Raw genomic sequence first — 26,735 nt, forward strand, 5'->3', positions numbered from 1 at the left:
CCTATTGTTTTAAATACGTTTTCTTGACTGCATTCCATGCATAGCCACAGAAGCAATAAGCAGAATAAAATAAGTTTAGCTTTTCTACTTCACGATAAACTTTCCAATTCTGTTTTGCCATCTTCACCTTGTTGCTGGAAATCGATCCTGGAACAAGACGGTAGCATGCCAATACCTCATTCATGCCATATGCAGTAAAGCCCCTCTTCAAAATGGATAGCCATAAAGCGTAGTCCTGACGTGTGCGAATGTTAGGCATTTCAATGTGACCCGTTTTTTCTATATTTACAATCGCTGTCAGACAGCCAATAATATTGCCTTTTAATAGATCCTTGTATGTCACTTCGTCAGGAACATTAATAAAACGGTCCAATTTCTCTCCGTTTTCCTGCATTAGCTGATACGCTGAATAAGTTAAAGCATACCCTTTTTCTTCCATAAAGGCAATTTGCTTTTCCAATTTTTCTGGGAACCATAAATCATCACTATCAAGAAATGCTGCATACTTCCCCTTGGCATTATTGATGGCTGTATTTCTTGCGACAGCTGCACCGCTGTTCACTTCAAGTTCAATAAGGCGGATTCTCGGATCTGCTTCAGCAAACCCTTTAATATATTCTCTGGAATTGTCTTTGGAACAATCATCAACGATGATCATTTCCCAATGATCATATGTCTGTGCCTGGACAGATGCAATTGTGTCTCCAATATATTTCGTACTATTATAAGAAGGCGTGATGATGGAAACGAGCGGTTTTGCCATCAGACGCTCACCTTCCTCCCTAATGTCTTTTCATAAATTTCGGCCATCAGCTTGGCATTGTCTTCCCAGTCATAAAGAGACAATACATGCTTTCTGCCTTTTTTGCCCATTTCCTTCCCAATTTCAGGATTTTCAATGAACTGCTTCATTTTTTCAGCAAGGACGCGGCTGTTCTTCGTCGGTACGATAAAGCCTGTTTCGCCGTCCTTTACAACCTCCGGAAGGCCGCCGACATTGGCAACGACAACAGGAACCTCGCAGGCCTGCGCTTCAACAGCTGCAACGCCGAAGCTTTCACTGTCTAATGTGGACGGTACAAAAAAGACATCAAAGGAATTGATCAGTGAAGGCACCTGTTCATGCGGAACACGGCCGTGAAAGGTTGTCTGATGATCAATGCCAAGCTCTTTGGCTAGCTTTTTATACTCATCAAGCAGCGGACCAGGTCCGACGATATCAAGGTGTGTCGCTTCAAATTGCTCAGGGCGCACCATGTCGCGAAGCTCAGCATAACCCTTAAGCAGGAAGCGAATTCCGTATTTTTCAGCCATTGTTTTCACTATACCAAAACGCAATTTATCATCAGTTTTATTCGGAGCCGGCTTGAATTTTTCCATATCTACGCCAAATGGAGTCACTTCAATTGGCTTATTTGTATATTTAGCTGTTTCATCCTTCATTACATAGCTTGTTGAACAGATGACATCAGCTTTTTTTAAGGCGTATTTCACCATTGCGGTATTGATTTTCCCCTCTTTCGGAAAATCATAAATGTCCATTCCCCATACAGAAATAATATAAGGATGGAAATTCGCCATAGCACCTACGACACCATAGCTTGAAACGTAATGACTGTGCAAGAGATCAGGCTTGTATTCCTGAAGCACTTTTTTCAAATCGCCCACTGTTAAGAAATAAGCGAGCTTATTTGAGAACTTTAATGGAAGATAATGTGTTTTAACGTTTGGCCACTTTGAACGGTCATCCTGATCGCGATGGCTTTCAAAGCTGATGTTTAATGTTTCATATCCAAGACGGTTGTAATAATCAAGCCACTTCTTTGTATGAACATTGTTTGCTGGAGCTAAAATGGCAATTTTCATCCGTTTTTCACCTCTTGTTCGCGCATAATTGTTAAATCCTTTGCTACCTTTTCGACTCGTGCATCCCAGCTATTCTCGGCAAATGCATGCTCGCGAATAGATGATACCATTGAAGCATGAACTTCAGGCTTAAGTGCTTTTTGCACTGACTCTTTGAAGTCTTGCTTGTCCACTTTCGATACAATACCGAAATTGTTGTCTTCTAAAAGCCTTGCTTGAGCATCACAGTTGGTCGCAACGATTGGCAAATGATACGATAGGTATTCAAACAGCTTAACAGGCATCGCGAAATCATGATACGTATTTTTTTCACGGGGAATAAGCGCAATATCAGCCTTTTTATAGACTTCTTTCAGCCCATCACCGGATAAATGCATAATATTGATCCAGGCTTTTTCCTGGTATTTTTGAATTTCCTGATCTTTCTTAAACTCGCCTTCTCGGCAGATAAAGTCAAGCTGTACATTTGTGCCTGCACCATTGATTTCATCAAAAGCTTCAAGCATAGTCAGAATACCGATTTGATCCGTAATACCGCCAACATAAACGGCAGTTGGAATGCTGTTTGATGACTTCTCTGGCTCATCCGTTTTTTCCATGCCAGGAGGGAGCTCATCGAACTTCTTCGTCCAATTAACGAAACGGTTCATCTCAAGAGATGGCAGGTACATGATATCAACCGCTTTATGGTAGGCTTTTAATTCCTGACGGTAGATCCCCTGCATCACAGGGGTCAGGAATTTCTTTCCAAATGGCGGAACGTACATGTCATTAAACTGCCAATACACATCGCGGTAAAAGCAGCCAATCGGGATGTGGTTATCCTTTAGTTTCTTCCAGAAACCAAAGTCCATACCGATCGCACGGGGAACATGGTCTTTATCAGTCAGCCAATAAGGCATTGTGCTGTTTTCCATGTAACAAAATAGGGCATCGCTTAGATTATACTGATGAAGATATTCGTTTATTTTTTGTTTTCTTTCTTTGGATTGGCCGGAAATGACCACTGTCTCTACCTGCTGCTTTTCTCCATAGCGCTTAAAAGCTTCAACAAGCCTTTTCGGGCGGACACCCGATCCGCTCTTTGGATTTTTTTGAAGTTCATATGGAAAATAAACGAGTATATGCTTCATCTGTGGGGTTCTCCTATTCAAATTGGTTCAAAATTTAATTGTTTTTTCATAATCTATACTCTTTGTAACCGTTATAAAGCCTTAAACAAAAAAATAACTCCCGGATTCGCATGCAGCTTTTAACTGAAATATGCGAAGAACATCGGGAGAAAATGCGGTCAATCATTGTGTTGTCTTTTTATAAAACGCAAGCGTGCTTTCTAAACCGTTAGGCAATGATACAACCGGCTCCCATTTAAGTGCACTGATCGTTTCTTTATTGGAAAGAACACTTTCGCGGATATCTCCGCTGCGCTCTTCTTTATAAGCAGGTGTAAGAGTGTTCCCGGAAATTTCATTCATTAGGAAAAACAGCTCATTAATACTGATTTTATCATTGGAAGCAACGTTCAGCGTCCGGTTGTCGCCACTAGTTAATGCTTTCACATTCGCTTCCGCGACATCTTTTACGTACACAAAGTCACGGGTCTGTTCTCCATCACCAAAAATGGACGGAGCTTCCCCTCTTGATAGAGCATTAGCAAAGATGGCGATAACGCCGCCTTCTCCAAGTGCATCCTGTCTTGGACCATATACATTTGCATATCTTAATATCGTATAGTTCAATCCATACAACTTGTTCGCCATTTCAAGGTACTTCTCTACCGAATACTTTGAAACTCCATAAGGAGATAATGGATGTGCAGGATGACTGATATCAACAGGCAAAAACTCTGGGTTGCCGTAAACAGCTGCGGATGATGCAAAAACAACTTTATTTACGCCATATTTTCTAGCTGCTTCAATCACATATAGCGAACCTTTGATATTGATTTCCTCGTCCCGGAAAGGATTTTCAATTGACCGGGGTACGCTCACCTGTGCTGCTTGATGAATAATGGCCTCTGGACGAAACTGAGATACAGCTTGTTCAAAGCGGTCATCATTGATGCTGCAGTCGATCAGTGTTGCGTTGCTATTTAAATTTTGTCTGCTTCCTGTCGAAAGATCATCAACCACCATAACTTCATGCTGGTCTTCGATCAATTTATCCACGATATGCGAACCGATAAATCCGCAACCGCCAGTTACCAAAACTTTCATAATGCAGGAAATCCTCCTAGATATATCTTATCTAGCGCCTTCACCAGTAAAGATAACACGAATAGTTTTAAAAATAATTTTTATATCTAATAAAAAGTCCATTTTTGAGATATAGTACAAGTCGTATTGCAATTTTTCTTTTGGAGATATGTCATAGCCGCCATTAACCTGTGCCCAGCCTGTTAAGCCCGGTTTTACGGCAAGGCGCTGTGAAAAGCCTGGAATTTCACGTTCGAAGGATTCTGTGAACATTGGACGCTCCGGACGAGGACCGATTAAGCTCATTTCGCCCTTTAGCACGTTGTAAAGCTGCGGAAGTTCGTCAATTCGGGTTTTACGAATAAAAGCACCGATTTTTGTAACCCTCGGATCATCCTTTGAAGCCCATTGAGCCCCGTTCTTTTCAGCATCCGTCCGCATGGACCGGAGTTTAACAACACTGAACTTCTGGCCTTTCAGTCCGACCCGCTCTTGAAAAAACAAGGCTGCGCCGGGTGACTCCATTTTTATCGCAATCATCGTAATAAGAATAATTGGAGCTGCTAGTATGAGTCCTATAAAAGCTAATACGATATCTAAAATACGTTTACCATGTAAATTATATGCTGTTTTTTTCGGATTGATGTATTCAGTCTTTGCAAAGGCCACCGATTGATACTTACGATACAAATTGGACTCTGCCCGATTAATAGCCACCAAAAATCACCTCTATATTTCTTTCCGGCTAACAGTTGTTTTTAATTTCCATACTTAACTTGTTCCTAAAATTTTCACTCATAAGAACAATATCACTACTCTAAAAAAAGGTCAATAAGATTATGAAGGGTAGGAAATACCGAAAAATGGACGTTCAAATTTTTTTCACATTTGTTATATTGTTTGAGTAAAACCTGACTTCATGCGGAACATTTAAAGATAATTTTACATAAATATGGACAAATTTTAGCCAGTTATTAAATAAGACGGGATATATACTCTTTAAGTTGCATCCAATAATTAACAAATTTGCCACAATAAAAACTTTTGATTCTGATTTCCTTAAATGGTTCGATTATTTTCTTATTTTATGTCTAACAAGCGACTTAAAAATGCCGCTAAGACCTTTTACCCCATTTTCCTTTTTTCTTAAACCATCCCAATAGATTTTAATTTTCTCCTGCAAAATAATGGTTAAGATACTGCAGCCAGACTTGATTTCCTTTTTCTGATGGAGCGCTTTTATTGCTATTTAAGAAGCTGAGCATTTCTTTTGATTGATCATTCGGCCATTTTTCCCAATGATTCAGAAAAGGGATCCCCTGATCTTTTGAAAATTGTGCAACCTTGGTCACTTCTTTTGGATAATACTTTGCTTTGTACATAGGATAAGAAGGCTGAATAAATATGGAGATATCTTTGTTCTCTTGCTTAAATGAATTCAGGATTCTTTCTGTGTTGCTTAATGTGTTTGAAATGCCTACCACCCCGTTGTCTTTTAAAATAAAGGGCTCAATCAAAAGAATATCTGGTTTTTTCATTGAAAGCTTCTGATCAATTTTTTCTGTTAGGATATCTTTCGTCGTTTTATCTTTATATAGCTCGAGATCCACTTTAACCACTTGATCGGAATACACTTTCAAGAGTTCCTCTTTGAAAAGTGCCGGCCATGTTTTTTGGGTGCCTTCTGTTGTATCAGATCCAACCATGAATGTAAGGGGTTTTTTCTCCTTTATTGCTTTAGCAAACTTAGCTGCTGTTTCTTTGGGAAGATTATTTGCTGATTTTAATCGGTTTTTTTCATCAAAAACGTTTTTCTCACTTTCTTGAACAGGTGGTGCAGCTGTTGAAGTTTTCGTCGCACTGGACGCTTGGGCACTTATTTTTTTCTCCCAATAAATTTTCCCGGCAGCTACACTCCCCACAGCTAAAATAATAATAAATACTAACAGGACTCGCTTCACTAAACTTCCTCCATTTAAGCTGTAAATTTTACCATGTATTTTTGTATGAATAAGGATTCAAAGAAATTTACTTTTATGCTTCTTAGACAGACCCCGACTTAACACCTAGATATCTTTGACATTATACAACAATTTGTCAGTTTGTAGGGGCTTTTGTCCAGACAAAACACAATTTAACATAAATTTACAAAGTAATTTTCATTCTTTACATACGTTTCTTTCACAATGATTACAGATATTCTAAGGATCTAGAACACGCATGAAAATAAGCTTCACGGGATCTTTTCTTAAAATTCGCAGTTATATCATTGTTCGAAATTCAGCTATTTTATGATAATGAAACAAAGTTTAAGAAAAGGCTTTTTTCGCAGAGATTGTTGTTTTTCGTACAGGCTTTTATCACGTATTTAGACTAGCATCGGGGCATCTTTTCTTAAAGTTTTTGCCCTGCCGATGGTTTCGAGGACTAAATATAGGGTCATGAGCAACAAAGTTTAAGAAAAGAGCCAAAAAAGAACCTCACATAATAAAAAGCCGGCTCAAACGACCGGCTTTTTCCGTAATATCAATTTAATAACTCCAGTGCCAATTTCTCATCTTCCTGAAGGTATTCATAAACCTGAGGGTTCAAATCCTTATAACCTCCTGCCTTTTTAATAGCTGCAGCACGGTCTTTTAACCGTTGAAGCTTCTCAGCTTCTTTTTTGGCTTCATCAATTTTCTTTTGATCAGCAAGATCGGAAATCTTGTAGATCAGACGAAGACGGGAAATTTCATATTTTGTCCGCTCGTAGGCAATTTTTGCCGGATTAATGTATTTTTTGATCAGAGCTGATCTATTGCTTGCGCCTGAAACTTGTCCAATTTTCAAATCGGCTTGTTCTTTATGGAAGTTAAAATAATCATAAATATAATCCATTGTATAGATATCGCCTTCTTCGTCAGCTAAATAGGTATAGCTGTCGACAATTGTTTTCAGAAAACTTCCTTCTGTATCAGCTTCTCTGTAGTGGAGAGAACGGTTTACGGAGTCAGGAAGAGCTTGATATCCCCCTGCTTGTTTAATTTGAACGGCTCTTTTCTTTAAGCGCTGCAATTTGTTCATATCATCATCAATTTGATAATTGTCATCTGAAATATTTGTTTTCATGCTTGATAGAAGCCTGTATTCTGACACCTCATATATCGTGCGCTCTACTTGTATTTTGGCGGGCTTCACATACTTGTTAAGAAGTGCCGCTCTGTTGGAGGAACCCGCAACTTTTCCTGCTGCTTTCTCCGTGTTTTTGACTTGCAAGGTCAATCCGGTGTAAGAGGAAGAAATCTTGCTGATGTCTCCTCCTTTAATGGTATTTATGTACGCTGCTGTTTTGCCTGACAATAGACTTCCCTGTTTTACTGCTTCCTTGTAGGATTGGCTTGAAGATGCACTGTGGGACACTGCAGCTTGCGCAGTGGCAGAAGAAATAATTCCTGAAGATAAAATGACAGCTGTACTGATGCCTGCAAGCAACCTTTTTTTCATATTAAGTTTTCCCCCTAAAAAAAATAGTAAGACCAAAAACAGTATACGCCAGGCTATACCAAAAAGCTTGTACCAAAACAGCAAAGGAATTCAATCTATACTTATTACCTATTTTCAATACCCTTACATTGGAAAGCTGACACCTATTTTTAAAATATAAAAAAAGGACTCAGAGGACAATCACGCCGCTGAGTCCTTTTGTCATAATTATTTAATTGTTAATTCATAAGGAGTCAAGCTCGCGCGTCCATCTGCTTCCTCCACTTTTATATAGTAGGTTCCTTTCTTTAATGATGCATTCAGCATTTCTTTATCATTTAATCCGTACTGATCCGCTCTTACAAGCTGCTTTCCTTTGGCATCATAAATCGTTACAGCACCATCTGTATCGACACCTGTTCCAAGAGAAATGGTGAGCTTGCTGTTTTTGTCTAAAACGAGTTTGTAATAGTCCTGATCATCTTGGTTTTTATAGTCTGGATTAAATAAGCCATTCGCAGACCAGCCAGCTTTTCCTTTTTTCAATAAAACTGGCTTTGTTGGAACATTGCCTTTTGTAACGGATCCAGCATCTTCGTCCTTTTGATTAGCTGGTGTAATACTCAGCTTGTAAGGCATAAGGGTAGGTGTCGGATAGTAGTTAGCCACACCTATGAAGAAGCCTTTGCCATGATTTACTTCGATCGATCCAGATTCCGCTTCATTTTGCAGCGTATTATCTGTAATAACTGCATTTCCTTGCTCCTCATCATCAAGCTTGCCATTTCCGTTCGTGTCTTCTACTGCAATCATCATACCGTCAAATGGCTGCAGGAAGTCTTTTGACAGTCTGCTGTATTTAGCATCCGGTTTTCCGCCAGGAGCAAGTTCTAATCCATAGATGCCCTGCTGCTTCGGTTTGAAATAGAAGAAATCCAGGTCCATGCTTGTAGAGAAGGTTCCGGTAACAGGCGAAGTCCCAATTGGCTTTGCCTGGTCAAAATTATCATTGCTTTCATGTTTATCCGAAATATCAGATGCGATTATTTTTGTTGAGAGGCTGTAAGGATCGGACTGTACTCTTCCGTATAGATCACCTATATTCAAGTAATAGGTTTTTCCAGCCTGAAGACCAGCAGTGAACTCGGAACTAGTGCTCACTGAATACCTGTCCTGCTGAATGTTTATCGCAACAAATCCAAAATCATTTGTTTTGTCATCGTAAACAAGCAGCTGGGCTACTGGTATAGTTACTCCTGACAAGCTGAATTTCAGCAATTCACTCTTTTGAGGAGTAAAAGCATACCAGTCTGAGTCACCCATATATTGAAGATAGCCATCCTTTTGCTCTCCTTCCTTATATGGAAGCGCAATGCTCTTAATTCTTTCCGGTGTCCACTCTTCTTCTGGCTGGGAATCAGAAATAATAACAGCTGATTTTTTTTCGATTGCAGTTTTTCTTGCCTGATAACCTGTAATATCCCCTTGCTTTAATGCATCCTCTGGTGTTGAGGAGGCTTGAGGAAAATTGTCTTCATCAGCAGGCAGCACCTTGCTGTCGACTGTTAATTCATACGGAAGCAATGAAGAGTAGCTGCGGTCTTTATCCACCCCTGTACTGCCTGTCAGCATAAACTGCCATGGGTCAAAGGCTGGTTTGCTGGTAACTTCCACAAAGTATTCTGTATTTGGAAGCGCATTAAACGTGAGCTGTTCACCGTCTCCAACGTTATTATAATCAGCAGAATCAAGCTCACCTTGAATGACGACTCCATCCTGATCCTTAATTGTTTGCCAAAGGACAAGTCTGGAGTTAACCCCTGGCACTCCATTAACGGAAACCTTCATCACTTCTCCGTCTTTCACATCACCCGTTTTTAATTTAAAGAAGTCACTGTCTCCTCTGTTAGACTGATCAGAACCATCACCCGTTGTATCTGTTCCATCCCCATTTGCCGGCACATCACCTGTTCCTTGCTCTGGCTCCGTAAAATAAAATGGTTTTTCCGTTTTATACGGAACTGCAGGAATCGCCTCCGCATCGTCTAACGAAGTATTTTCATCATCCATCTTTTTCTCTGAACGAATCAGATTAAGTGTGTAGTTTGAGGCGCGGTCCTCGCTTGCATTGCCGTACACATCTCTTACAACAGCGACAAGCACGCCGTCTTCCTTCGCTTCAAAAAGACCGCCCTCTTTGCCATCGTCTGTCCGGTCATTTATTGCTCGGGAAATAGACGACTTGCTTTTGCCTGCAGGATAAAACTTCAGCTCAAGCTCATAGTCATAGTTTTTAGAGCCAGTCAGTTTCGTTTGAATATTTTCACCTTTTTTCACATTTATTTTATAGGCGTCATGCTGGTTCATGTTTGTAAAGGATCCAGCTACTGTGAGGGACGGCTCGTCCACAAGCTTCACTGATTTTTGCAAAAGCTGATCCTCCGGAATCGCTATCGTTTGCGGAATTTTCCTCGGATCAAATTTTAATGCCGCAACAGGATCAACAAGACCATGTCCGTACTTTAAGTCGTATCCCTTGTCGCCAAGATCCTTAGCTGTTTTATTTAAAATGTAATTGACCTCATAAGGTGTGAGCTTCGGATTTTTTGAAATCAGCAAGGAAGCAACACCTGCTACCATCGGTGAGGCCATGGATGTCCCGCTTAATTTCGCAAAAGAAGAACCCTTTTGGTAATCATAAATGGAGGAGTACACATCTTCACCAGGCGCAACTAAATCTACAGATGGCCCATATGTGGAGTAATAGGATAATTCATTTTTGCTGTTTGTGGAGCCGACCCCAATCACCCCTTCATAAGAAGCCGGGTAGCCAGATTCCGCTGTGCCGCTGTTACCAGTTGCAGCGACAATCGTAATGTTTGCTTTTAATGCCTTTTTCACTGCATCTTCGATAATTGGAGAAGAAACAGAAGACCCTAAGCTCATATTGATGACTTGCGCTTTTTCGTCAATTGCTTTTAATATTCCTTGAGCAACCGTATAGTCGTTAGCAAAAAAGGAACGATTGAAAACATCTATTGAAAGAATGGAAGCATTCGGGTTAATGCCGTAACCGCCAATGCCATTATCTTTCTTAGCAGCGATGATACCGGCAACATGTGTTCCATGCACGTCTGCCGCTCCCTTTTGTATAGGATTCATCACATTGTAATTGGATACAACTTTGTTTTTCAGCTCAGGATGCTTAGCATCAATGCCTGTATCAACCACTGCCACGCGCACTTTTCCATTGCCCGCAAGCTTTTGTGCTTCATCAGCATGAAGCGTCTTTAATTGGTACTGATCTCTTGCCTTCATGTCAGGCATGCCCTGCTGATAAAACTTCGCACTTCTAGAAACGGATAATACACCAGGGGTCTTCATATAGATCCCTGCTGCATCCTCCAGTTTTTGTTTCCCATTAATTTGGACTACATCATAATTTAAGCCTGTGATTCTCTTTAAAAGCTTGGTGCCTGCCTTTTGATGAACCTGCAACGAGAGTGGTGTTTTATATTTTACAATGAGTGTTTTTTTGTCAAATTTTTCTTGATTATCTTTTTCTAACATATTAACTTTTGCTTTCTGTTTTTCATGAACTCCAAGTCTCTGGAGTAAACTTGCTTTCAAATCAGCCTTTTTTAAACCGGCTGTCTCTGCTTTTGCCATTGGAATAGAAAGCGTCATAGCCACCATTACCGCAACACTGAACGCTTTGTTCACTGCTTTTTTCAACTTGTATTTCCCCGCCTTCAACTTTTTATTAATTTACAAATTTAGGAATTCTATGTGTGGAGTATTTTTCCTTTGTTTTTTCATAAAAAGAATTAGCCAAATATCTACAATATGAATGACACAAAACTGCATTAATGCATGTATTTTCGCACCTTATTTTTACAAATTTGTATGGACTTTTCTCTATGAATATGGCAAAATTTCTTCAGTGCCTAGTAATTTTGTCATATGAAAGAATAATGGAAGAAGGGCGAACAGTGAGAACGACGAAAAATAAAAAAAAGAGTAAAAGGTGGCTTTGGATTACGCTCAGCGTAATTGGCATCCTTGTACTCGCAGTTGCAGGCTATGCTTTTTCTCTATTTAAATCAGCTACTGATACAGTTGCAACGATTCATGAACAAACGAAACCTGGTGTTACTACCCCTATTGCAGATCTTAAGAAAACCAAGCCCCCTATCTCGATCCTTTTAATGGGTGTGGACGAACGCAGCGGTGACGTAGGGCGTTCGGATTCTCTCATCTATATAACTGTGAACCCTAATAAAAAATCTATGGAAATGGTCAGCATTCCGAGGGATACCCGTACAGAAATTATTGGTAAAGGAACAGTTGATAAAATCAACCACGCCTATGCTTTCGGTGGAACCGATATGGCTATTAATACGGTGAAGCATTTCCTAAACGGTCTGCCGGTTAACTATTTTGTTAAAGTGAACATGGAAAGCTTTAAAGACATTGTTGACGCAGTCGGCGGTGTAGAGGTAAATAATGATCTCGATTTCAACTATGAAGGAGCACACTTTGCAAAAGGGAAATTGCAGTTAGATGGAACAAATGCGCTGGGATTCAGCCGTATGAGATATGACGACCCACGCGGAGACTGGGGCAGACAACTTCGCCAGCGTGAAATCATCGAAGCTGTTATCAAAAAAGGCGCAGACATCTCGACCATCACCAAATTCGGCGACCTTTTCAAGGTTATCCAAAAAGATGTGAAAACCAATCTAACATTTGATAACATGTGGGACATTCAGGAGAATTATAAAGATGCCCGCAATCATTTGGAACAGCATCAAATCAATGGGAAAGGCGAAAAAATCAAAGGCATCTATTATCTGTCAGTACCGGATAAAGAGCGCCTTGCGCTAATCGATAACTTGAGAGCGAACTTGGAGCTTCCAGCAAATACGGCAAGAAATTAAAAGGGGAAAGGGCGACTTGGGGTCGCCCTTTTTTTGTGGTTTATGCTGTTCGGATAGATTTTCACGAGTTTTGGGAAGATTTTGGCACTTTTTGGATAGATTATCCTTTCACTTGGATAGATTCCGCGTTCGTTTGGATAGATTATGCCGTGGATCGGATAGATTATCCAATTAAATGAAAAATAAACAGCTGATATCCTTTGTAAAAGAGCCTTACCTAGAGTAAAGTTCACTCCCGGGTCCCAATCAGCCGATACGCCGGCGTTGTTTACCATAACATCTATTCGTCCATAAACATGAACCGCCTTTTCAACTAATGATTCGACATTCTCCATGCTCGTTACATCCGTAAAGAAAAAGTTTGCCTCTCCGCCTTCTGATTTGATTAAATCTACGGTTTCACTTCCTAGTTCTTCATTAAAATCAGCAACTAAGACACGGTCACCTTTTTTGGCAAATTTCAAACATGCTTGTCTACCTATTCCGCGAGCTCCGCCTGTAACGATGACTGTTCTTTTATCTGCCCTCCTTGTTCCTAAGTATTCACTTTAACTCTAAGTAATTAGACCGTCCCCTCCAGCCAATCTTTCTACACTAAGTAAGCGCTTTTTCTTCCAAAAAACTCTCTATATCATCCTCAATTGTAAATTTTATGTGTTTTTCTTATATCCTATCTAGCTGTTAAGTCCCATGAAACCTTATAATAGGGGATGCGAACAAAATTCTACAAGTTTTGACAAATTCTAATTATGGTGATGAAATGACAGAGAAAAAAATGACACCTAGAGATTATAACCTGATCCTTGTGCTGATCTTACTCAGCGTCATTGGCAACGCTTTTCCCTTTCAGCTTTTTTTTGGAGTCGATTTTCTTTTCGGTTCCATTTTTGCCTTCTTAGCTGCAAGGGTATACGGCTTGAAAGCAGGTTTTGCTGCCGTGTTCCTTTCAAGCTGTTATACCATCTTTATCTGGCACCATCCATATGGCTTGATTGTATTTGCCGCTGAACTTTTTGCAGTAACTGTGTTTTATAAAAAAAGAGGCTATAATGTCATTTTAATTGATATCTTTTTTTGGCTTTTCGCCGGTATACCTTTTGTTTTTTTAGCCTACAGCTTTTCACTCGACATGAATTTCCTCAATGCACTGCTGATTGCCTTGAAGGATGCCATTAACGGACTTTTTAATATATTAATTTTTTCTCTCCTGCACCTTTTTTATCAGCATTATATTTTAAAAGAACAGCATCAGCGCCGGTTCCAGGAATTGCTGTTCATCACTTTTTCAGCTGTTTTCTTAATTCCCTCTTTATTTCTGCTAATCTATGAAGGTAATAAGGAATATCAGGAGGAGCTAGTAAATATCGAAAGTAAGCTAGACCGGAAAGTTCAAATTGCCAGCAACTACCTAACCAATTGGGAGTTGACTCATGAGGCAGCTCTTTCCAATATTCGCTTTTATTTAAATCAAGACGACGCAAATATGAAGGAAAACCTTTCAGAGCTTGGCGGCTCCATTCCTCTTTTAGAGGACTTGTATGTTTTTGACAGCAATAAAAAATTGAAATATTCCTATCTGAAGAAGAGCAATCTTCCGTTTTATCCTAAAGTATTGTTAAAATCTCCTTCGTCTAAGCCTTATCTCTCAGATGTTTACCGATATGCCGTCACTACCGATAACTTGACCAGCATTGTGATCCCTGTAGAGAAGGGGAAGTTTAAAGGATTCATTGTTGGCACTTATAAAATGACTGTTCTCCTTCACGAAATGAATCAGCAAAAACCGAGACAGGATCTAGTCATCACAGAATTTGAGCAAAATCTTTTTAAGGATCAGCAGCTTTATTTGGATGAAATGGAAATACATCCTTCTGAAATTAAGAATGGCAGTATTTATCTCATGCAGCCCGGAAGCAGCAATCACCTTTCCAAAATTTCCATTTGGAAAGAGTCTTATCTAGTTGAAAAAATCCATGTGCCGTCCATTCCATGGAGCCTTACAGCAAAGAGTTCAATTGAGCCTTATCAGACCAAGCTATACGAAAACTATACAGCTGTTTTGATCATGATGCTGTTTCTTATCATTTCAGCTCTTCTCATAGCCTATTGGCTCAGTAAATCACTTGTTTCTTCTATTAAAAAATTGTCACTTTTAACGGATCAGCTATCAGCGAAAAAATTAAATATCGCAGGCATTCAGTGGCCGGAGAGTTCTATCAGGGAAGTTTCCAGACTGATTGCCAGTTTTAAAAGACTTGTAACTGATTTTAACAGGGTGATGAGTGAGCTGAAAAACAAGCAAAAGAAACTTGAGTACTATGCCCACTTCGATGTATTGACGAATATGCATAACCGGTATTCCTTTTCCAGAGTTCTTGAAAAAACTCTGCAAAAAGCAAAACGGGATGAGACATTACTCGGCGTCATGTTTTGTGACTTAGATCGCTTCAAGCTGATTAATGACTCGCTTGGCCATGAGATCGGCGACGAGCTGCTGTAAAAAATTGGCGAGAAAATCCGATTTGTCTGCGGAGAGGAGGCTATTTTTTGCCGCCATGGCGGGGATGAATTTCTTATTGCCATTCCGAAGCCAAAGGACGCTCTCGAGCTGGAAAAACTGAGCAAGGAGATCCTCAAATCTATGGGAATGCCCATACAGGTTGAGGACAACGAGGTAACGGTCACCTGCAGTATCGGAATAAGCATTTATCCATACCATGCCGAGACAATTGAATCCCTTATTTCAACGGCAGATTTGGCCATGTATAGTGCCAAAGAAAAGGGAAAAAACACTTTTGAATTTTTCAATCCGGTTTTAAACGAAAACCTGACACGCAAGCTTGTTATTGAAAACGAGCTTGCAAGAGCCTATGAAAACAATGAATTCTCCCTATATTATCAGCCGCAGGTGCTGCTTGATACGAAAAAGATCGTTGGAGCTGAAGCGTTGCTGCGCTGGGACAGCTCGCGTTTGGGGCGTGTCTCGCCTGCTGAGTTTATCCCTGTCGCAGAGGAAACAGGTTTTATTCGGACTCTTGGAGAATGGGTCATCAATCAGGCAGCAATTGATTTAAAAAAGCTGCGGAACTCGGGCTTCGATGAACTTGCTGTTTCTGTAAACATTTCCATTAAGCAGTTTTACCATCAATCGTTACCGGATGTGCTGAATGAAAAGCTTATGGAATATGCGCTGCCCACGCATTTGTTTAAGGTGGAGATAACAGAGAGTGTCGTCATTGATCATCTCGAGCTTGTCCTCAGCCAGCTTCATAAGCTGAAGGAGCTTGGCATTGAAATCGCGTTAGATGATTTTGGAACAGGGTATTCTTCTTTGAATTATTTAAAAAAGCTGCCAATAGACATTTTAAAAATTGACCGCTCCTTTATTCAGGAAATTACTGAGGATAAACAGGATGCAGCGATTGTTCAGGCTGTGATAAATATTGCCAACAGCATGAACTTAACCGTCATTGCAGAAGGCCTTGAGGCGAGGGAGCAAGCAGAGCTTCTCGGAGAAATTGGCTGCCAGCAGGGTCAGGGCTATTTTTTCAGCAAGCCTGTTCCGCTAAGTCAGTTCGTAGACCTTTTGGAAAATGAACGGGCTATTTTAAAATAGTCCGTTCATCCCTTATCAGGTCGTTATATCAGGTCCTGGATTCTGATTCAAAAGATTCGTTCTTTCTTTATGGTCAATATGCCACTGAATCACGTCTTCCTGAATTCTTTTTTGCCGCTCAAGGAATGTGACTAAAAGGTGTGACGCCTTGCCGAATTTGCCTTGCAGGATATCCCTGTGCATAGGGACAAACAGTCTGCTTCCATCTGAAAATAATACGACAGATTTTTCGTTGTATGGAATAACGATCTTCACATTTTTGTAGCCAATCCATACGCATTCGTCACTATCTGGTGAAACAGTTGGAATAAAAAATAATCCCGTTAATTCACTTACACAGACAGGGAGCATCTTTTGCCCAGGCAGAATATCATTTGCGGCCTTGAGGCGCCCCTTATAGCTGCTTCCAAAATGCAAACAATTTTCATGAATGATTTTCGTCGGTGACTTCCTTACATGAACTGTCCGATAGAGCTCATATGCAATGGTGCATAATTCGCCGTATTCATTGTATACCGGTGCAAGATATTTCGTGTGACTGCTAATAAGATAAAAACGATCGTCATTATTCATTATGTAGTCTCCTCTTTTCTTTTTTAGACAAACCCGATATACTGACAGTAAGTTGGAAATTTCCAACACCCAGTCCTTAAGCACGATTCGATTCCGAGTCGTGGTGTTTAGGGATTTTTTTTATTTCTCCTTCCTTATCGTGACTTTTGACCTTGATACCTGATAGTTAAATAGAACTATCAGATATTTCTATTATAATAGCAATATTATATAGATAAAATTAATTTATTGTAAATTTTTGTTAAAATTCTGACTTTAATTGCATTTTGATAGAGTTTTTTTTACTTTAAAATAGAATAATTAGAAGTAATTCGCGAGGGGAAAGATAGAAAAGTATTTTTTGGTACGCTGTCCCCAGTTGCGTTAATAAGTAAAAACTGTGTCCCCACTCTTCTTTATCTCTGCTGCCCCAAGGGTTCTAAAAACAGGGTACCTGTCTTGACGCGTTAATTCACTAAGGGCCAGTCCAGCCAGTTTAAGGGGACAGCGACTCTACCAATCTCACAAAAATGCAACAGCCAAACTAGTCTCCACCCAATCCTCAAAAAAAGAGCCAGCCAAAAGCCAGCCCTTTCCCTCATACATGCGAAACAATCAATTCCATCTCACCATCAAGCCTATATGTTCCTGCATCAGCCGGAAGGATAAAATTCATACCTTTGGATAACGGGAAAACCAGGTCGCCCTGCATGTAGGTGCCTTCCCCTTTAATGACGCTGACAAGAAGGAACGGCTCGTCTTGAGTGAGGCTGACCTCGCCATTTACTTCCCATTTATAGACAGAGAAGTATTTTTCTTTTACAAAATTTGTGATGGCCATGTTCCCCATGTCGTTCCGGGCAGGCGTGCCTTCCCAGTCGGTGTGGGGAACGGTTGTGACGTCAATGGATTGCTTGAGGTGCAGCTCGCGGGTATTCCCGTCTGCGCCGACCCTGTTGTAGTCATAGACTCTGTAGGTTGTGTCAGAGCTTTGCTGGGTTTCAAGTACAAGGGTCCCTTCGCATAGGGCGTGGATGGTGCCGCTTGGGACATAGTAGAATTCGCCGGGCTTGATTTTGACTCTTCTTAAGAGGTCGTTCCATTGATTGGCTTCAATCTTGGCAGCAAGCTCTTCCCTTGTCTGTGCATTATGGCCGTAGACCATTTCGGCGCCTTCCTTACAGTCGATGATGTACCAGCACTCTGTTTTTCCGAATTCGCCGTTTTCGTTGGCGCCGGCATAAAGGTCGTCGGGGTGAACTTGAACGGACAGGTCCTGATTGGCATCCAGAATTTTAGTGAGGAGCGGAAATTTTTCTCCGCCGACATTCCCGAAAAGCTCGCGATGGTTTTCCCAAAGCTCGCTCAGTGTTTTTCCCTGCAGCTCTCCGAGGGCGACGACACTTTGGCCGTTTGGATGAGCGGAGATGGCCCAGCATTCGCCGGTTGTTTCGGTTGGGATGTCATATCCGAATTCATCTCTCAGGGCAGTTCCTCCCCAAATCCGATCCTGGAAGACCGGGCGTAAAAATATTGGTGACTGGCTCATGTGACGACTTCCTTCCTAATTAAAATATGTATTTTCCAAGTACTCCTTTTCTATCATACCATTTTCAAATTGCGTATTAATGATATTCCCTTTTCAAAAAATTAGTAACCTTAATCCATATGAAAATTAGCCTTGATTACTTCTATTAACAAGCCCGCAAGCCTGCACTCCAGGATTCTGGAGAGCATTCAAATCCTTTATAGGCATATTGCGGCAAAATCAAATTCCAATTTGTAATGGATAACTAAAGCTACCAGAGCAGCTCAGGAAAAATAGGACACCGTATAAAAGGTAAGGGCTGGCAATAAGATTCCTAAGGACGCGGCCAACGTTCTTTTGATAATGGACAGCTCTCAAGCTGTACAATCTAAAAATCACACCAATGGATTATCGGCATTTTTCGTACTCTTTCCTTGCACATTTCCTCCATATATAACTAAAGACCCCGAGATAAAAGTCACTATACCAATTTCCCTTTTTGCCTAACAAGCAATCTACCTATCAAGCTTCTTCCTATTAGACCTCTTTTCAGCAATTTTCTAGTTTTCGGCAACAACTCCAAAAAGTCCTATTTATATGTAAAATTTTCAAATGATTTCTTTTACATAAATAGCAAACTGTCTTTATACCAAATTTATAAACTAGAGGTGTTACCCAAAATAATCAACAAAGAGGAGGAGAAACATGCGTAAAAAGCTAGTCCCAGTCCTACTTATTTTCGGGATGCTGCTTCAGCCTGCTGCGAATAGTTTTGCCGTTGATACTCCAGCAGAGAAAAAAACGGTACTTTCCAGCAACAGCCTGGCAAGCGGCATCACTCATGAGGAGCAGCGAATTGAGAATTTTGGCGGCAAAAGCAACTATACACAGCGTCTGAATGTCTTAACAGCCGATTTATCCAATCCAAATGTGTCGATCACTTCCGGAAAAGCCCTTGATAAGGTAGCTGCAATGGAAACGATCGGCGACCATGCGAACCGTGAACGCTTTAAAGGCAAAAACGTGGTTGGCGCCATTAATGGAGATATGTATAACATGCAGACAGGCATGAACGTTGCTGCTCAAATCCAAGACGGCAACCTCCTTGTGAGCCACACTGGCCCTTCTGGAGTTAACGCCCAGCCTGAATTCGGCATTGATGCCGACCGCAAGCCGTTCATCGACAATCTTTCTATAGAAGGAAAGCTTACATATGACGGTGCAGATAAACCGATTGAACTGTTAAACCGCAATGAAGGTGCTGGAGAAAAGCTTGGGATTTACACACCAAACTTGAATCAAAAAGGCGAAATGTCCTTTTACGATTTGAATAATTCATTTGTTAAAAATGGTGCGATGGCAGTTATTACAGGAATCGAAGATCCCGAGCACATCAAGCCGGGTAAAAATTACACAGGGACCATTACTAAAATCTATCCTTCCATCAGCAATATCCAAATTCCAAAAGACGGCGTTGTGCTGGCTGGCTTCGGAAGCAAAGCGGACTGGATCAAAAACACGCTTAAAGAAAATACCCCTTTTACTTTCCAGTACAACGTATATAAAGGTGCCAGCCACACATTAAAAAACGATGTGGTTAACGCGGTCGGCGGCTACGACTGGCTTGTCAAGGACGGAAAAGCCAAAACCCAGTCTGAATTCCGCAATGCAAACGATTCCCATGTCACAGCGCCAAATGCAAGAACCTCCATCGGAATTACAGCTGACAATAAAGTTATTGCATTGAGCGTTGATAAGCCGAGCACCCTGTTCTCTGACAGCGCTGGATTAACGCTACCTGAAGTTGCGAAGGTTTATGAAAGCTATGGAGTTGTCTCAGCCCTCAGTCTTGATGGCGGCGGTTCAACGGAAATGGTGATTCAGCCGGAAGGAACGAGTGACCTTGTAACGGCCAATCACCCTTCTGACAATTCCTCCCGTATTGTGACAAACAGCATTTTGTTCAGTTCGAAAGCAGAAAAAACACCTGAAATCGGCAAAGTTCTGCTTCAGAATGACCTAACCATATTTAAAAATTCTTCCTTCAAGTTTTCAGCAAAAGCAACAGACGCCAACGGCAATTCAACGAACCTCGATAACCGGAAAATAGACTGGAGTTCAACACTCGGAACAGTTTCTGAAGACGGCGAGTTTCAAGCTCCTGGTGAAGCAGGCGAAGGAAATGTTACCGCCTCAATTGCCGGAGTGAAAGGAGAATCTTCCATCCACGTGGTTGACAGCGTAAGCGACTTTCAATTCGCAGACTCAAGCCCGATCATTCTTCAAAAAGGCGAAGAAAAAACGTTAAAAGTGAGTGCACAAAAAGACGGTAAGGATGTTGTTCTGAACGGCAGCTCTGTAAAATGGGACATTCCTGCCGAAGCCGGCACCATTGAAGACGGTAAACTGAAAATATCTGACAGTGCAAAAGACGGTACAAGCTATACCATTAAAGCTACCATCGGAGATATAACAAAAGAACTGACGCTTCTAGTCGGTTTAAAGGAACAAAAGATTGATGATTTTGAAACCTATCCTGCTGAAGGCTATGAGGTAAATGGATTCGTAGGCGGTAATTTTGAACTTTCAAACGAACAAAAAAGATCCGGAAGCCGCAGCATAAAAGTAAATTATGATACATCCAAATGGACACGCCAGTATAACGGCACGATCAATGTTGTACCGCATTTAACTAAGAGCACATCTACTCCTCCAAAATGGTCAGATGCAGTTGCGGACGCGATGTCTAAGACGTATACAACAGATATCAGGCCTAAAAAATTCGGTGTCTGGATTTATGGTGATGGAAAAGCACCTTGGGCCCGCTTAATTTTCAAATCAAATGGTGCCAATAAAACCCTCGATCTCGCAAGCAGCGTCAATTGGGTCGGGTGGAAGTACCTTGAGGTCAATATTCCTGAAGAATGGGCCATGCCGATTTCATTCAATTACCTGTACTTTGTCGAAACGAATAAAACAAAACCGAATTACAGCGGAAGCGTGTATATTGATGACATGCGCTTCATCTATACAAATGAAACAGAAGATTTCAGCGGTCCTGAATTCAGTAATGTATCACCAGAAAGCAATACGATTTACAGTGATAAACTCGACTTCTCTGCGATTGTAAAAGATGCCGATTCAGGAGTAGACCCTTCAACGATTAAGGTACAATTCAACAATAAAGACGTTGACTACACTTATGACGAAGCAACCGGCAAAATCAGCGGTTCTGTGCCTGGGCTAACAGAAGGCACTTACCCATTAACGATTACAGCAAGCGACAAAAAAGGAAACCAGGCGCTTCCTCCAATCAGCAAAAACATTAAAGTAGACTTAAGCGCTGATACAGACAAACCAGAAGTGACAAATGTGACCCCCACTTCCACTGCAGCAGAAAAAACAGCAACACCAAGAATTACATTCAGAGCAAGGGATCCAAAAAGCGGCATTGACCAAAAGGATATTGCTGTTTCAATCGATAACAAATCTGCCGAAACCTACTACGATGCAGAAACCGGCTGGGCTTATGCTATCCCAGCTAAGAAGCTCGCTGATGGGCAGCATACGTATACGATTGATATGAAAGACCGTGCCGGAAACAGCATTGATCAAATCAAAACCGATTTCCAAATCAAGTCGCTTCCAGCACCAAAGGATCCGAACAACTTTAAAATCTCGGTAATCCCTGATACACATGGCACAATCTACCAAAAACCGATTTTTGAAAGAACAGCAAAAGAAGATTCCGATCTTGTGTTCCATGTTGGAGATGTTGTTGATACTTCTTCACAGGCAGAATGGGATCAAACAAAAGAAGATCTGAAGATTTTCGGGGAAAAGCCATTTTTGATGGTTCCAGGAAACCATGAGTCATTTAAAGGAGATTTGAACTTCTTCACGAGTATCATCGGCAGTCCTACGTTTACAACAGAATACGGAAATGCCACTATAGTTGGCTTGAATACAGCCTTTGGCCAAAGCATTTCTGCTTCTGACTCAACACAGTTCCATTATCTGCAGGATATCCTGGACCATAATAAAAAGAAAAACGTCATCATCGTGAACCACGTCCTCACAAAAGATGATTTCGGAACAGCCCATGAAATGAACCCTGCTGATGCGAAGAAATTTGAAGACATGCTGAGTGCATATAAAAAGGCACACCCTGAAGTAAACGTGCAGGTTCTGTTCGGCCATCTTCATACCCTGCAGCAATGGGAAAAAGACGGCGTCGTTTACACGGTAACAGGAAATGCAGCAAGCAAAGGCTATGTAACGAAGGATGAAGGAAACATCCTTGGCAGCGGCATCTTGAACGTCGGTGACAAAATGTCCTACAAATTTAATCCGCTGCTCTCTTCTGTCTCCATTGTAGATCCTGCCTTGAATGCAGACAGAGAATTTAAAATGGCAAATGGCGCAACAAGAAACATGCAGCTTTACGGTGATTTCCATGAATATACTGGCCACTATATTGTGAACATCAGCCAGTTCCCGCCGGTGAATATCCAGTGGAGCTCAAGCAACCCAAAAGCCGCGACAGTTGATTCAACAGGGAAGCTTACAGCCGTTTCAGAGGGAACAGTCACCATTACAGCAACATCAGGCGGAAAATCCAACTCTGTAACAGTGCATATAGTTGATCCAAAATCGATTGTGCCGATTAAGCTGGATGGCTCATTATCGAAAAGCTCTGTTAAAATAGGTGAAAAAACCGCTCTATCTTTCACAGCAACTGATCAATTCGGCAATGTATTTGCCCTTGATCCAAAAGATGTAACGGTAAGCTTTAATCCTGCCAACTCTTTGGAACTGAAGAAAGATAGTATGCTGCAAGCAAAGAAAACAGGAAAAATCCAGATCAACTACCAATATGAAAAAATGACTGGTACCCTTTATCTTGATGTGACCTCCCCTGCTAACAAAGGAGGCGGTAATGACGGTAATAACGGCAATGGAGGAAATGGCAATGGAAACGTTAGCACCTCTTCTGAACCGAAACCTGCTCAGGACATTAAGGTTTCCTCTTCACCAGTTGGTAGGGTGATGATCAAACAGCCTGTCTCCATCTTTGAAATGAATAAAAACGGCGCTAAAGTCATCTGGCGTACAGCAAAAACTGGGGAAGCACTAAAGGTGTTTGGCCAGGATGGCAAAATGGCCAATGTCGGCGGAGATTATTATGTGATGCTGGAAAAAGGAAAAACAGCCCTTTACCAAGGAAGAATTCTCATAAAAGAGGCTGCCACGCTCCTTTCTCCGGACGGCAAACCATACCGGAAGCTCAACCCCGGCGAAGCCATTAAAGTTTACAGCTTCCTCGCTGACAGCTTTGATGTAGGCGGCGGCTACAAAGTTAAATTCTCGAAAGCTGCTGTTTATTACGAAGGCACGGTAAAAATCCTAGAAGATACGCCATTGTATTTGAATGGCAAAGCGACACAGTCCCTTATGCAAGGCAAAGAATACCGCGTCTACAGCACAGAAGACAACGAGCTGATGGTTGGCGGCGGGTATTATGTGATGAATGATAAGAGGAAAGTGATTTACAAGAAAAATTAATAGCAGTATGGAGCTGCCCTGCCTGGCAGCTCCTTTTTTTATTCCAGCTGACGTTTAGAAAATTGAATCGCAAGTGTTGTGTTTCACTAGGGAAGCTATTGAATAAACGAAGCTAATGGGTTTAAAGAATAACCCTGAGAATTCTTATCCTAAAATAGCTAATAATATTATAGACAGCAAAAAAGCCTGACCTTAATGGAATCCAGGCTATCTGCTTTTTTCAAAAAATAGACTTTTAAGAACGGTCTAAGTTTCAAAGTTTACCTTTACCCTTTTGGGATGTTTTCTTCATTAAGCAGGTCTGGTTAAATGGTTAATTTCCCCACTATCACCTTGTCTAATCCTTTTTCATTCCATATACCCCGTACTTGTTATCTTGTAGATACCAGATCAGCAAATGATGTTTCTCTTCACTTTTGTTGTACGAACTCTGCACCTAAGCTTTTCAACTTTTTCAATCCATGCATGATTCGGGTTTCTCGACCAAAATAATCATGAAGTTCTAAGTAATACTTATAAAGCTCATTATAAATTTTCACATTTTCTGGAATCGGAATGAAGGTTTCTTCCTTTACTTTTGCCATGTGCCAGGCTGCTTCCACTATGGTATCGTATCCTCCTTTCCTTTCACCTGCTGCAACAGATGCATACATAGCTGCACCTAAGGCAACTGTTTGATCAGAATCGGCGATTTTAATTTCTCGATTTGTCACATCTGCATAGATTTGCATCAGCAGGTTATTTTTCTGCGGCAAACCTCCACAAGCAAAAATTTCATTGACTGCTACTCCTGCTTCGGTAAAATTTTCAATTATTTTCCGTGTTCCAAAAGCCGTGGACTCCAATAAAGCCCGATAAATCTCTTCCGGCTTCGTCGCCAATGTGAGCCCGACTATGACTCCCGACAAATTGGCGTCAACCAGGACCGAACGGTTTCCATTCCACCAATCCAGGGCAACAAGTCCGGATTGTCCCGGCTTATAAACAGATGCTTTTTCTTCTAAAAGATGATGAACACTCATTCCCGCCTCTACTGCTTGTTGTTTTACATAGCTTGGTACCGCCTGTTCTACATACCATGCAAAAGAATCTCCGACCGCCACTTGACCTGTCTCATAGCTGAAATAGCCCGGAATAATACCGTCCTCCACTATCCCACATATACCTTCGATGGCTTCTTCCTTATCGGAAATCAGCATATGGCAAGTAGAAGTCCCCATCGTCATGACAAACTGGCCTGGATGAACAGCACCAACAGCTGGAACACCGGCATGGGCATCAATGATACCAACCGATACCGCAATTCCCGGTAAAAGATTTAAACGATGGGCCATTTCTTCTGTTAATTCTCCTGCTTTTTCCCCAATCGAAAGAACAGGACCACGCATCTTAGTTTCTAAAATATTCTCAAGCCGATTGTCCAATGCTTTAAAAAATGAGTCATCTGGATATCCTTCCCTTTTATTCCAAAGGGCTTTGTAGCCGCTTGTATTGCTGCTCCGTATAAGATTTTTTGTTAATCGGTAAGTAAGCCAATCACAGGCTTCCATAAAAATGTCAGTTGCATCGAAAACGTCTGGCGCTTCTCTCACAATTTGCAGGATTTTCGGGAACATCCACTCAGAAGAAATTTTCCCTCCATACCGGCTTAAAAATATCTCTTTTCTCTCTTTTGCAATACGTGTAATATCGTCTGCTTCTTCTTGTGCTGCATGATGCTTCCACAATTTAACCCAGCTATGGGGATTGTTCCTCCATTTTTGATCAAAGCATAATGGGTTCCCATCCTGGTCTAAAGGCAAGATCGTGCAAGATGTGAAATCAATGCCGATGCCTATGACATCCTCTGGATTGATTCGAGATTCATGGATGACCTCAGGAATAGCTTGATAAAGCACTTCTAAATAATCTCCTGGATGCTGCAAGACCCAGTCTGTTTCAAGCCGCTTTCCATTGGGCAAAACTTGATCCAGAACTCCGTTTTTATAAGGGATTACATGAGTTGCGATTTCTTCACCTGTCTCAACATCAACGAGTAATACCCTTCCAGATTCTGTTCCATAATCTACTCCGATTGTATATTTTTTTTTCAAATGAATTCATCCTTTCTGTGCAGGGTAACACGAGCATTTTTAGATGAAGGATTACAAGAACAAAAGAAGTTACTCTTTAACCTAATAAACCAACCATTTTGAGCCCATGTAAAATGCCGTCCTCATTAACAGGTTTAGTTATGTACTTTGCAGCTTTTTTAACCAATTCATGTCCATTTCCCATAGCAACACTATTACCTATAGCTGTAAGCATCTCGACGTCATTCAATCCATCACCGAAAGCAAAAACATTTTCTTTCTCAATCCCTAGCTTTTCGATCAATTTTTCAATTCCTTTTGCCTTGGAGCCGCCAGCTGGAAGCACATCTACAGAAACTGGATGCCACCGGACAAAATCAAATGGCTGGAACTTTTTTTCATAAAGTTCTTCTTCTTTCTCTTGGCAGAATAATAAAGCCTGGTAGATTTCTCTCTCTTTATAGTAGTGGGGATCGTGTGTTGGGAATATTTCAATTTTTAATGTGTCAATACTTTCAACTATATAGTCATGGTGAGGGACATTCGCCTTCATATCCTCCTGATCCATATAGACAATCGGATGATTATTTAGAATGGCTGCCTCAGTTAAAGATTGTAAGTCTTCTTTACCTAGTTGATTGGTGTATATTACTTCGCCTTCTAGAACGACATATTGACCGTTAAAACTGACAAAGGTTTGAATATTCAATTCTTCACGCAGGTTTGCAAACATAAAGGGGGCACGTCCCGTTGCAATAGCAACTTCATGCCCCTTTTCTTTTAACTCCCGAATAGCCAGCTTTGTAGAACGAGGCAATTGTTTATCATGATCAAGAAGTGTTCCGTCTATATCAAAAAAGATCATTTTCCGTGTCACTCTGCCACCTCATTTTGGTTATTCATGGAATAGTAACGGTTTTATTTCTATTGTTGTGT

At 41.0% G+C, this 26,735-nt stretch carries 16 protein-coding genes and 1 pseudogene; 4 read left to right on the forward strand and 13 right to left on the reverse strand.

Annotation, left to right across the window (positions count from 1 at the left end):
• Position 1: 1 nt before the first annotated feature.
• From ACOT8F_RS08560 to ACOT8F_RS08595, 8 genes are all read right to left on the reverse strand, one after another.
• Complete coding sequence (locus ACOT8F_RS08560; RefSeq protein ID WP_421651246.1) at positions 2–763, reverse strand: glycosyltransferase family 2 protein; 762 nt, start codon at positions 761–763, stop codon at positions 2–4.
• A complete protein-coding gene (locus tag ACOT8F_RS08565) occupies positions 763–1,866 on the reverse strand; it encodes a glycosyltransferase (RefSeq protein ID WP_421651247.1) in 1,104 nt (367 codons plus the stop codon). Before ACOT8F_RS08565 ends, ACOT8F_RS08560 begins: the two co-directional genes overlap by 1 nt.
• Positions 1,863–2,999 (reverse strand): glycosyltransferase, encoded by a 1,137-nt coding sequence (locus ACOT8F_RS08570; RefSeq protein WP_421651249.1) that lies wholly within the window; start codon positions 2,997–2,999, stop codon positions 1,863–1,865. The genes ACOT8F_RS08565 and ACOT8F_RS08570 overlap by 4 nt, the downstream gene beginning before the upstream one ends.
• A 162-nt stretch (positions 3,000–3,161) precedes the next feature.
• Positions 3,162–4,085 carry an NAD-dependent epimerase/dehydratase family protein gene (locus ACOT8F_RS08575; protein ID WP_421651499.1) on the reverse strand — a complete coding sequence of 308 codons (924 nt, stop codon included), beginning with the start codon at positions 4,083–4,085 and terminating at the stop codon, positions 3,162–3,164.
• A gap of 24 nt (positions 4,086–4,109) precedes the next feature.
• Positions 4,110–4,778 (reverse strand): sugar transferase, encoded by a 669-nt coding sequence (locus ACOT8F_RS08580; RefSeq protein ID WP_421651250.1) that lies wholly within the window; start codon positions 4,776–4,778, stop codon positions 4,110–4,112.
• A gap of 449 nt (positions 4,779–5,227) precedes the next feature.
• Positions 5,228–6,022 (reverse strand): SGNH/GDSL hydrolase family protein, encoded by a 795-nt coding sequence (locus ACOT8F_RS08585; RefSeq protein ID WP_421651251.1) that lies wholly within the window; start codon positions 6,020–6,022, stop codon positions 5,228–5,230.
• Positions 6,023–6,587: 565 nt separating this feature from the next.
• Positions 6,588–7,547, reverse strand: coding sequence for a hypothetical protein (locus ACOT8F_RS08590; RefSeq protein ID WP_421651253.1), 960 nt, complete (start codon positions 7,545–7,547; stop codon positions 6,588–6,590).
• 207 nt (positions 7,548–7,754) lie between these two features.
• Complete coding sequence (locus tag ACOT8F_RS08595; protein WP_421651254.1) at positions 7,755–11,261, reverse strand: S8 family serine peptidase; 3,507 nt, start codon at positions 11,259–11,261, stop codon at positions 7,755–7,757.
• 239 nt (positions 11,262–11,500) lie between these two features.
• Between ACOT8F_RS08595 and tagU the strand changes: the two genes are divergently transcribed.
• Complete coding sequence (gene tagU / locus ACOT8F_RS08600; protein WP_489672225.1) at positions 11,501–12,466, forward strand: polyisoprenyl-teichoic acid--peptidoglycan teichoic acid transferase TagU; 966 nt, start codon at positions 11,501–11,503, stop codon at positions 12,464–12,466.
• Here tagU and ACOT8F_RS08605 read toward each other — a convergent pair.
• Positions 12,463–12,972 carry an SDR family NAD(P)-dependent oxidoreductase gene (locus ACOT8F_RS08605; protein ID WP_421651500.1) on the reverse strand — a complete coding sequence of 170 codons (510 nt, stop codon included), beginning with the start codon at positions 12,970–12,972 and terminating at the stop codon, positions 12,463–12,465. The genes tagU and ACOT8F_RS08605 overlap by 4 nt on opposite strands.
• Before the next feature lie 623 nt (positions 12,973–13,595).
• On the opposite strand from ACOT8F_RS08605, the pseudogene ACOT8F_RS08610 reads away from it, so the two are divergent.
• Both ACOT8F_RS08610 and ACOT8F_RS08615 read left to right on the forward strand, forming a co-directional pair.
• A pseudogene (locus ACOT8F_RS08610) lies at positions 13,596–15,254 on the forward strand (cache domain-containing protein); the annotation flags it as partial.
• Entirely contained in the window at positions 15,228–16,082 is an 855-nt protein-coding gene (locus ACOT8F_RS08615; protein ID WP_421651501.1) for a putative bifunctional diguanylate cyclase/phosphodiesterase, read from the forward strand. The pseudogene ACOT8F_RS08610 and the gene ACOT8F_RS08615, both read left to right, overlap by 27 nt.
• Before the next feature lie 15 nt (positions 16,083–16,097).
• Here ACOT8F_RS08615 and ACOT8F_RS08620 read toward each other — a convergent pair whose 3' ends face one another.
• Positions 16,098–16,655, reverse strand: a complete 558-nt coding sequence (locus ACOT8F_RS08620) for a competence protein ComK (RefSeq protein WP_421651256.1) — start codon at positions 16,653–16,655, stop codon at positions 16,098–16,100.
• A 577-nt stretch (positions 16,656–17,232) separates the two neighbouring features.
• The gene (gene manA / locus ACOT8F_RS08625; RefSeq protein WP_421651258.1) at positions 17,233–18,183 is read right to left on the reverse strand and encodes a mannose-6-phosphate isomerase, class I; all 951 of its coding nucleotides are present in this window, start codon (positions 18,181–18,183) and stop codon (positions 17,233–17,235) included.
• A 684-nt stretch (positions 18,184–18,867) separates the two neighbouring features.
• Here manA and ACOT8F_RS08630 point away from each other — a divergent pair.
• A complete protein-coding gene (locus ACOT8F_RS08630; protein WP_421651259.1) occupies positions 18,868–23,727 on the forward strand; it encodes a phosphodiester glycosidase family protein in 4,860 nt (1,619 codons plus the stop codon).
• Between the two features lie 410 nt (positions 23,728–24,137).
• Here the strand turns inward: ACOT8F_RS08630 and ACOT8F_RS08635 are convergent, their stop codons facing one another.
• Positions 24,138–25,820, reverse strand: coding sequence for a ribulokinase (locus ACOT8F_RS08635; RefSeq protein ID WP_421651261.1), 1,683 nt, complete (start codon positions 25,818–25,820; stop codon positions 24,138–24,140).
• A 76-nt stretch (positions 25,821–25,896) separates the two neighbouring features.
• Positions 25,897–26,664: a Cof-type HAD-IIB family hydrolase gene (locus tag ACOT8F_RS08640; protein ID WP_421651262.1), complete on the reverse strand. Its 768-nt coding sequence runs from the start codon at positions 26,662–26,664 to the stop codon at positions 25,897–25,899.
• Between the last annotated feature and the right edge of the window lie 71 nt (positions 26,665–26,735).

It is taken from the genome of Chryseobacillus diguaensis (assembly GCF_049220665.1).
Taxonomy (GTDB): Bacteria; Bacillota; Bacilli; order Bacillales; family Bacillaceae; genus Metabacillus_B.

Excerpts from the sequence above, each read along its gene's own strand:
- ACOT8F_RS08560 (WP_421651246.1), bottom strand. The coding sequence starts at position 763 with ATGGCAAAACCGCTCGTTTCCATCATCACGCCTTCTTATAATAGTACG.
- ACOT8F_RS08565 (WP_421651247.1), bottom strand. The coding sequence starts at position 1,866 with ATGAAAATTGCCATTTTAGCTCCAGCAAACAATGTTCATACAAAGAAG.
- ACOT8F_RS08570 (WP_421651249.1), bottom strand. The coding sequence starts at position 2,999 with ATGAAGCATATACTCGTTTATTTTCCATATGAACTTCAAAAAAATCCA.
- ACOT8F_RS08590 (WP_421651253.1), bottom strand. The coding sequence starts at position 7,547 with ATGAAAAAAAGGTTGCTTGCAGGCATCAGTACAGCTGTCATTTTATCT.
- tagU (WP_489672225.1), top strand. The coding sequence starts at position 11,501 with ATGGAAGAAGGGCGAACAGTGAGAACGACGAAAAATAAAAAAAAGAGT.
- ACOT8F_RS08615 (WP_421651501.1), top strand. The coding sequence starts at position 15,228 with ATGTATAGTGCCAAAGAAAAGGGAAAAAACACTTTTGAATTTTTCAAT.
- ACOT8F_RS08620 (WP_421651256.1), bottom strand. The coding sequence starts at position 16,655 with ATGAATAATGACGATCGTTTTTATCTTATTAGCAGTCACACGAAATAT.
- manA (WP_421651258.1), bottom strand. The coding sequence starts at position 18,183 with ATGAGCCAGTCACCAATATTTTTACGCCCGGTCTTCCAGGATCGGATT.
- ACOT8F_RS08630 (WP_421651259.1), top strand. The coding sequence starts at position 18,868 with ATGCGTAAAAAGCTAGTCCCAGTCCTACTTATTTTCGGGATGCTGCTT.
- ACOT8F_RS08640 (WP_421651262.1), bottom strand. The coding sequence starts at position 26,664 with ATGATCTTTTTTGATATAGACGGAACACTTCTTGATCATGATAAACAA.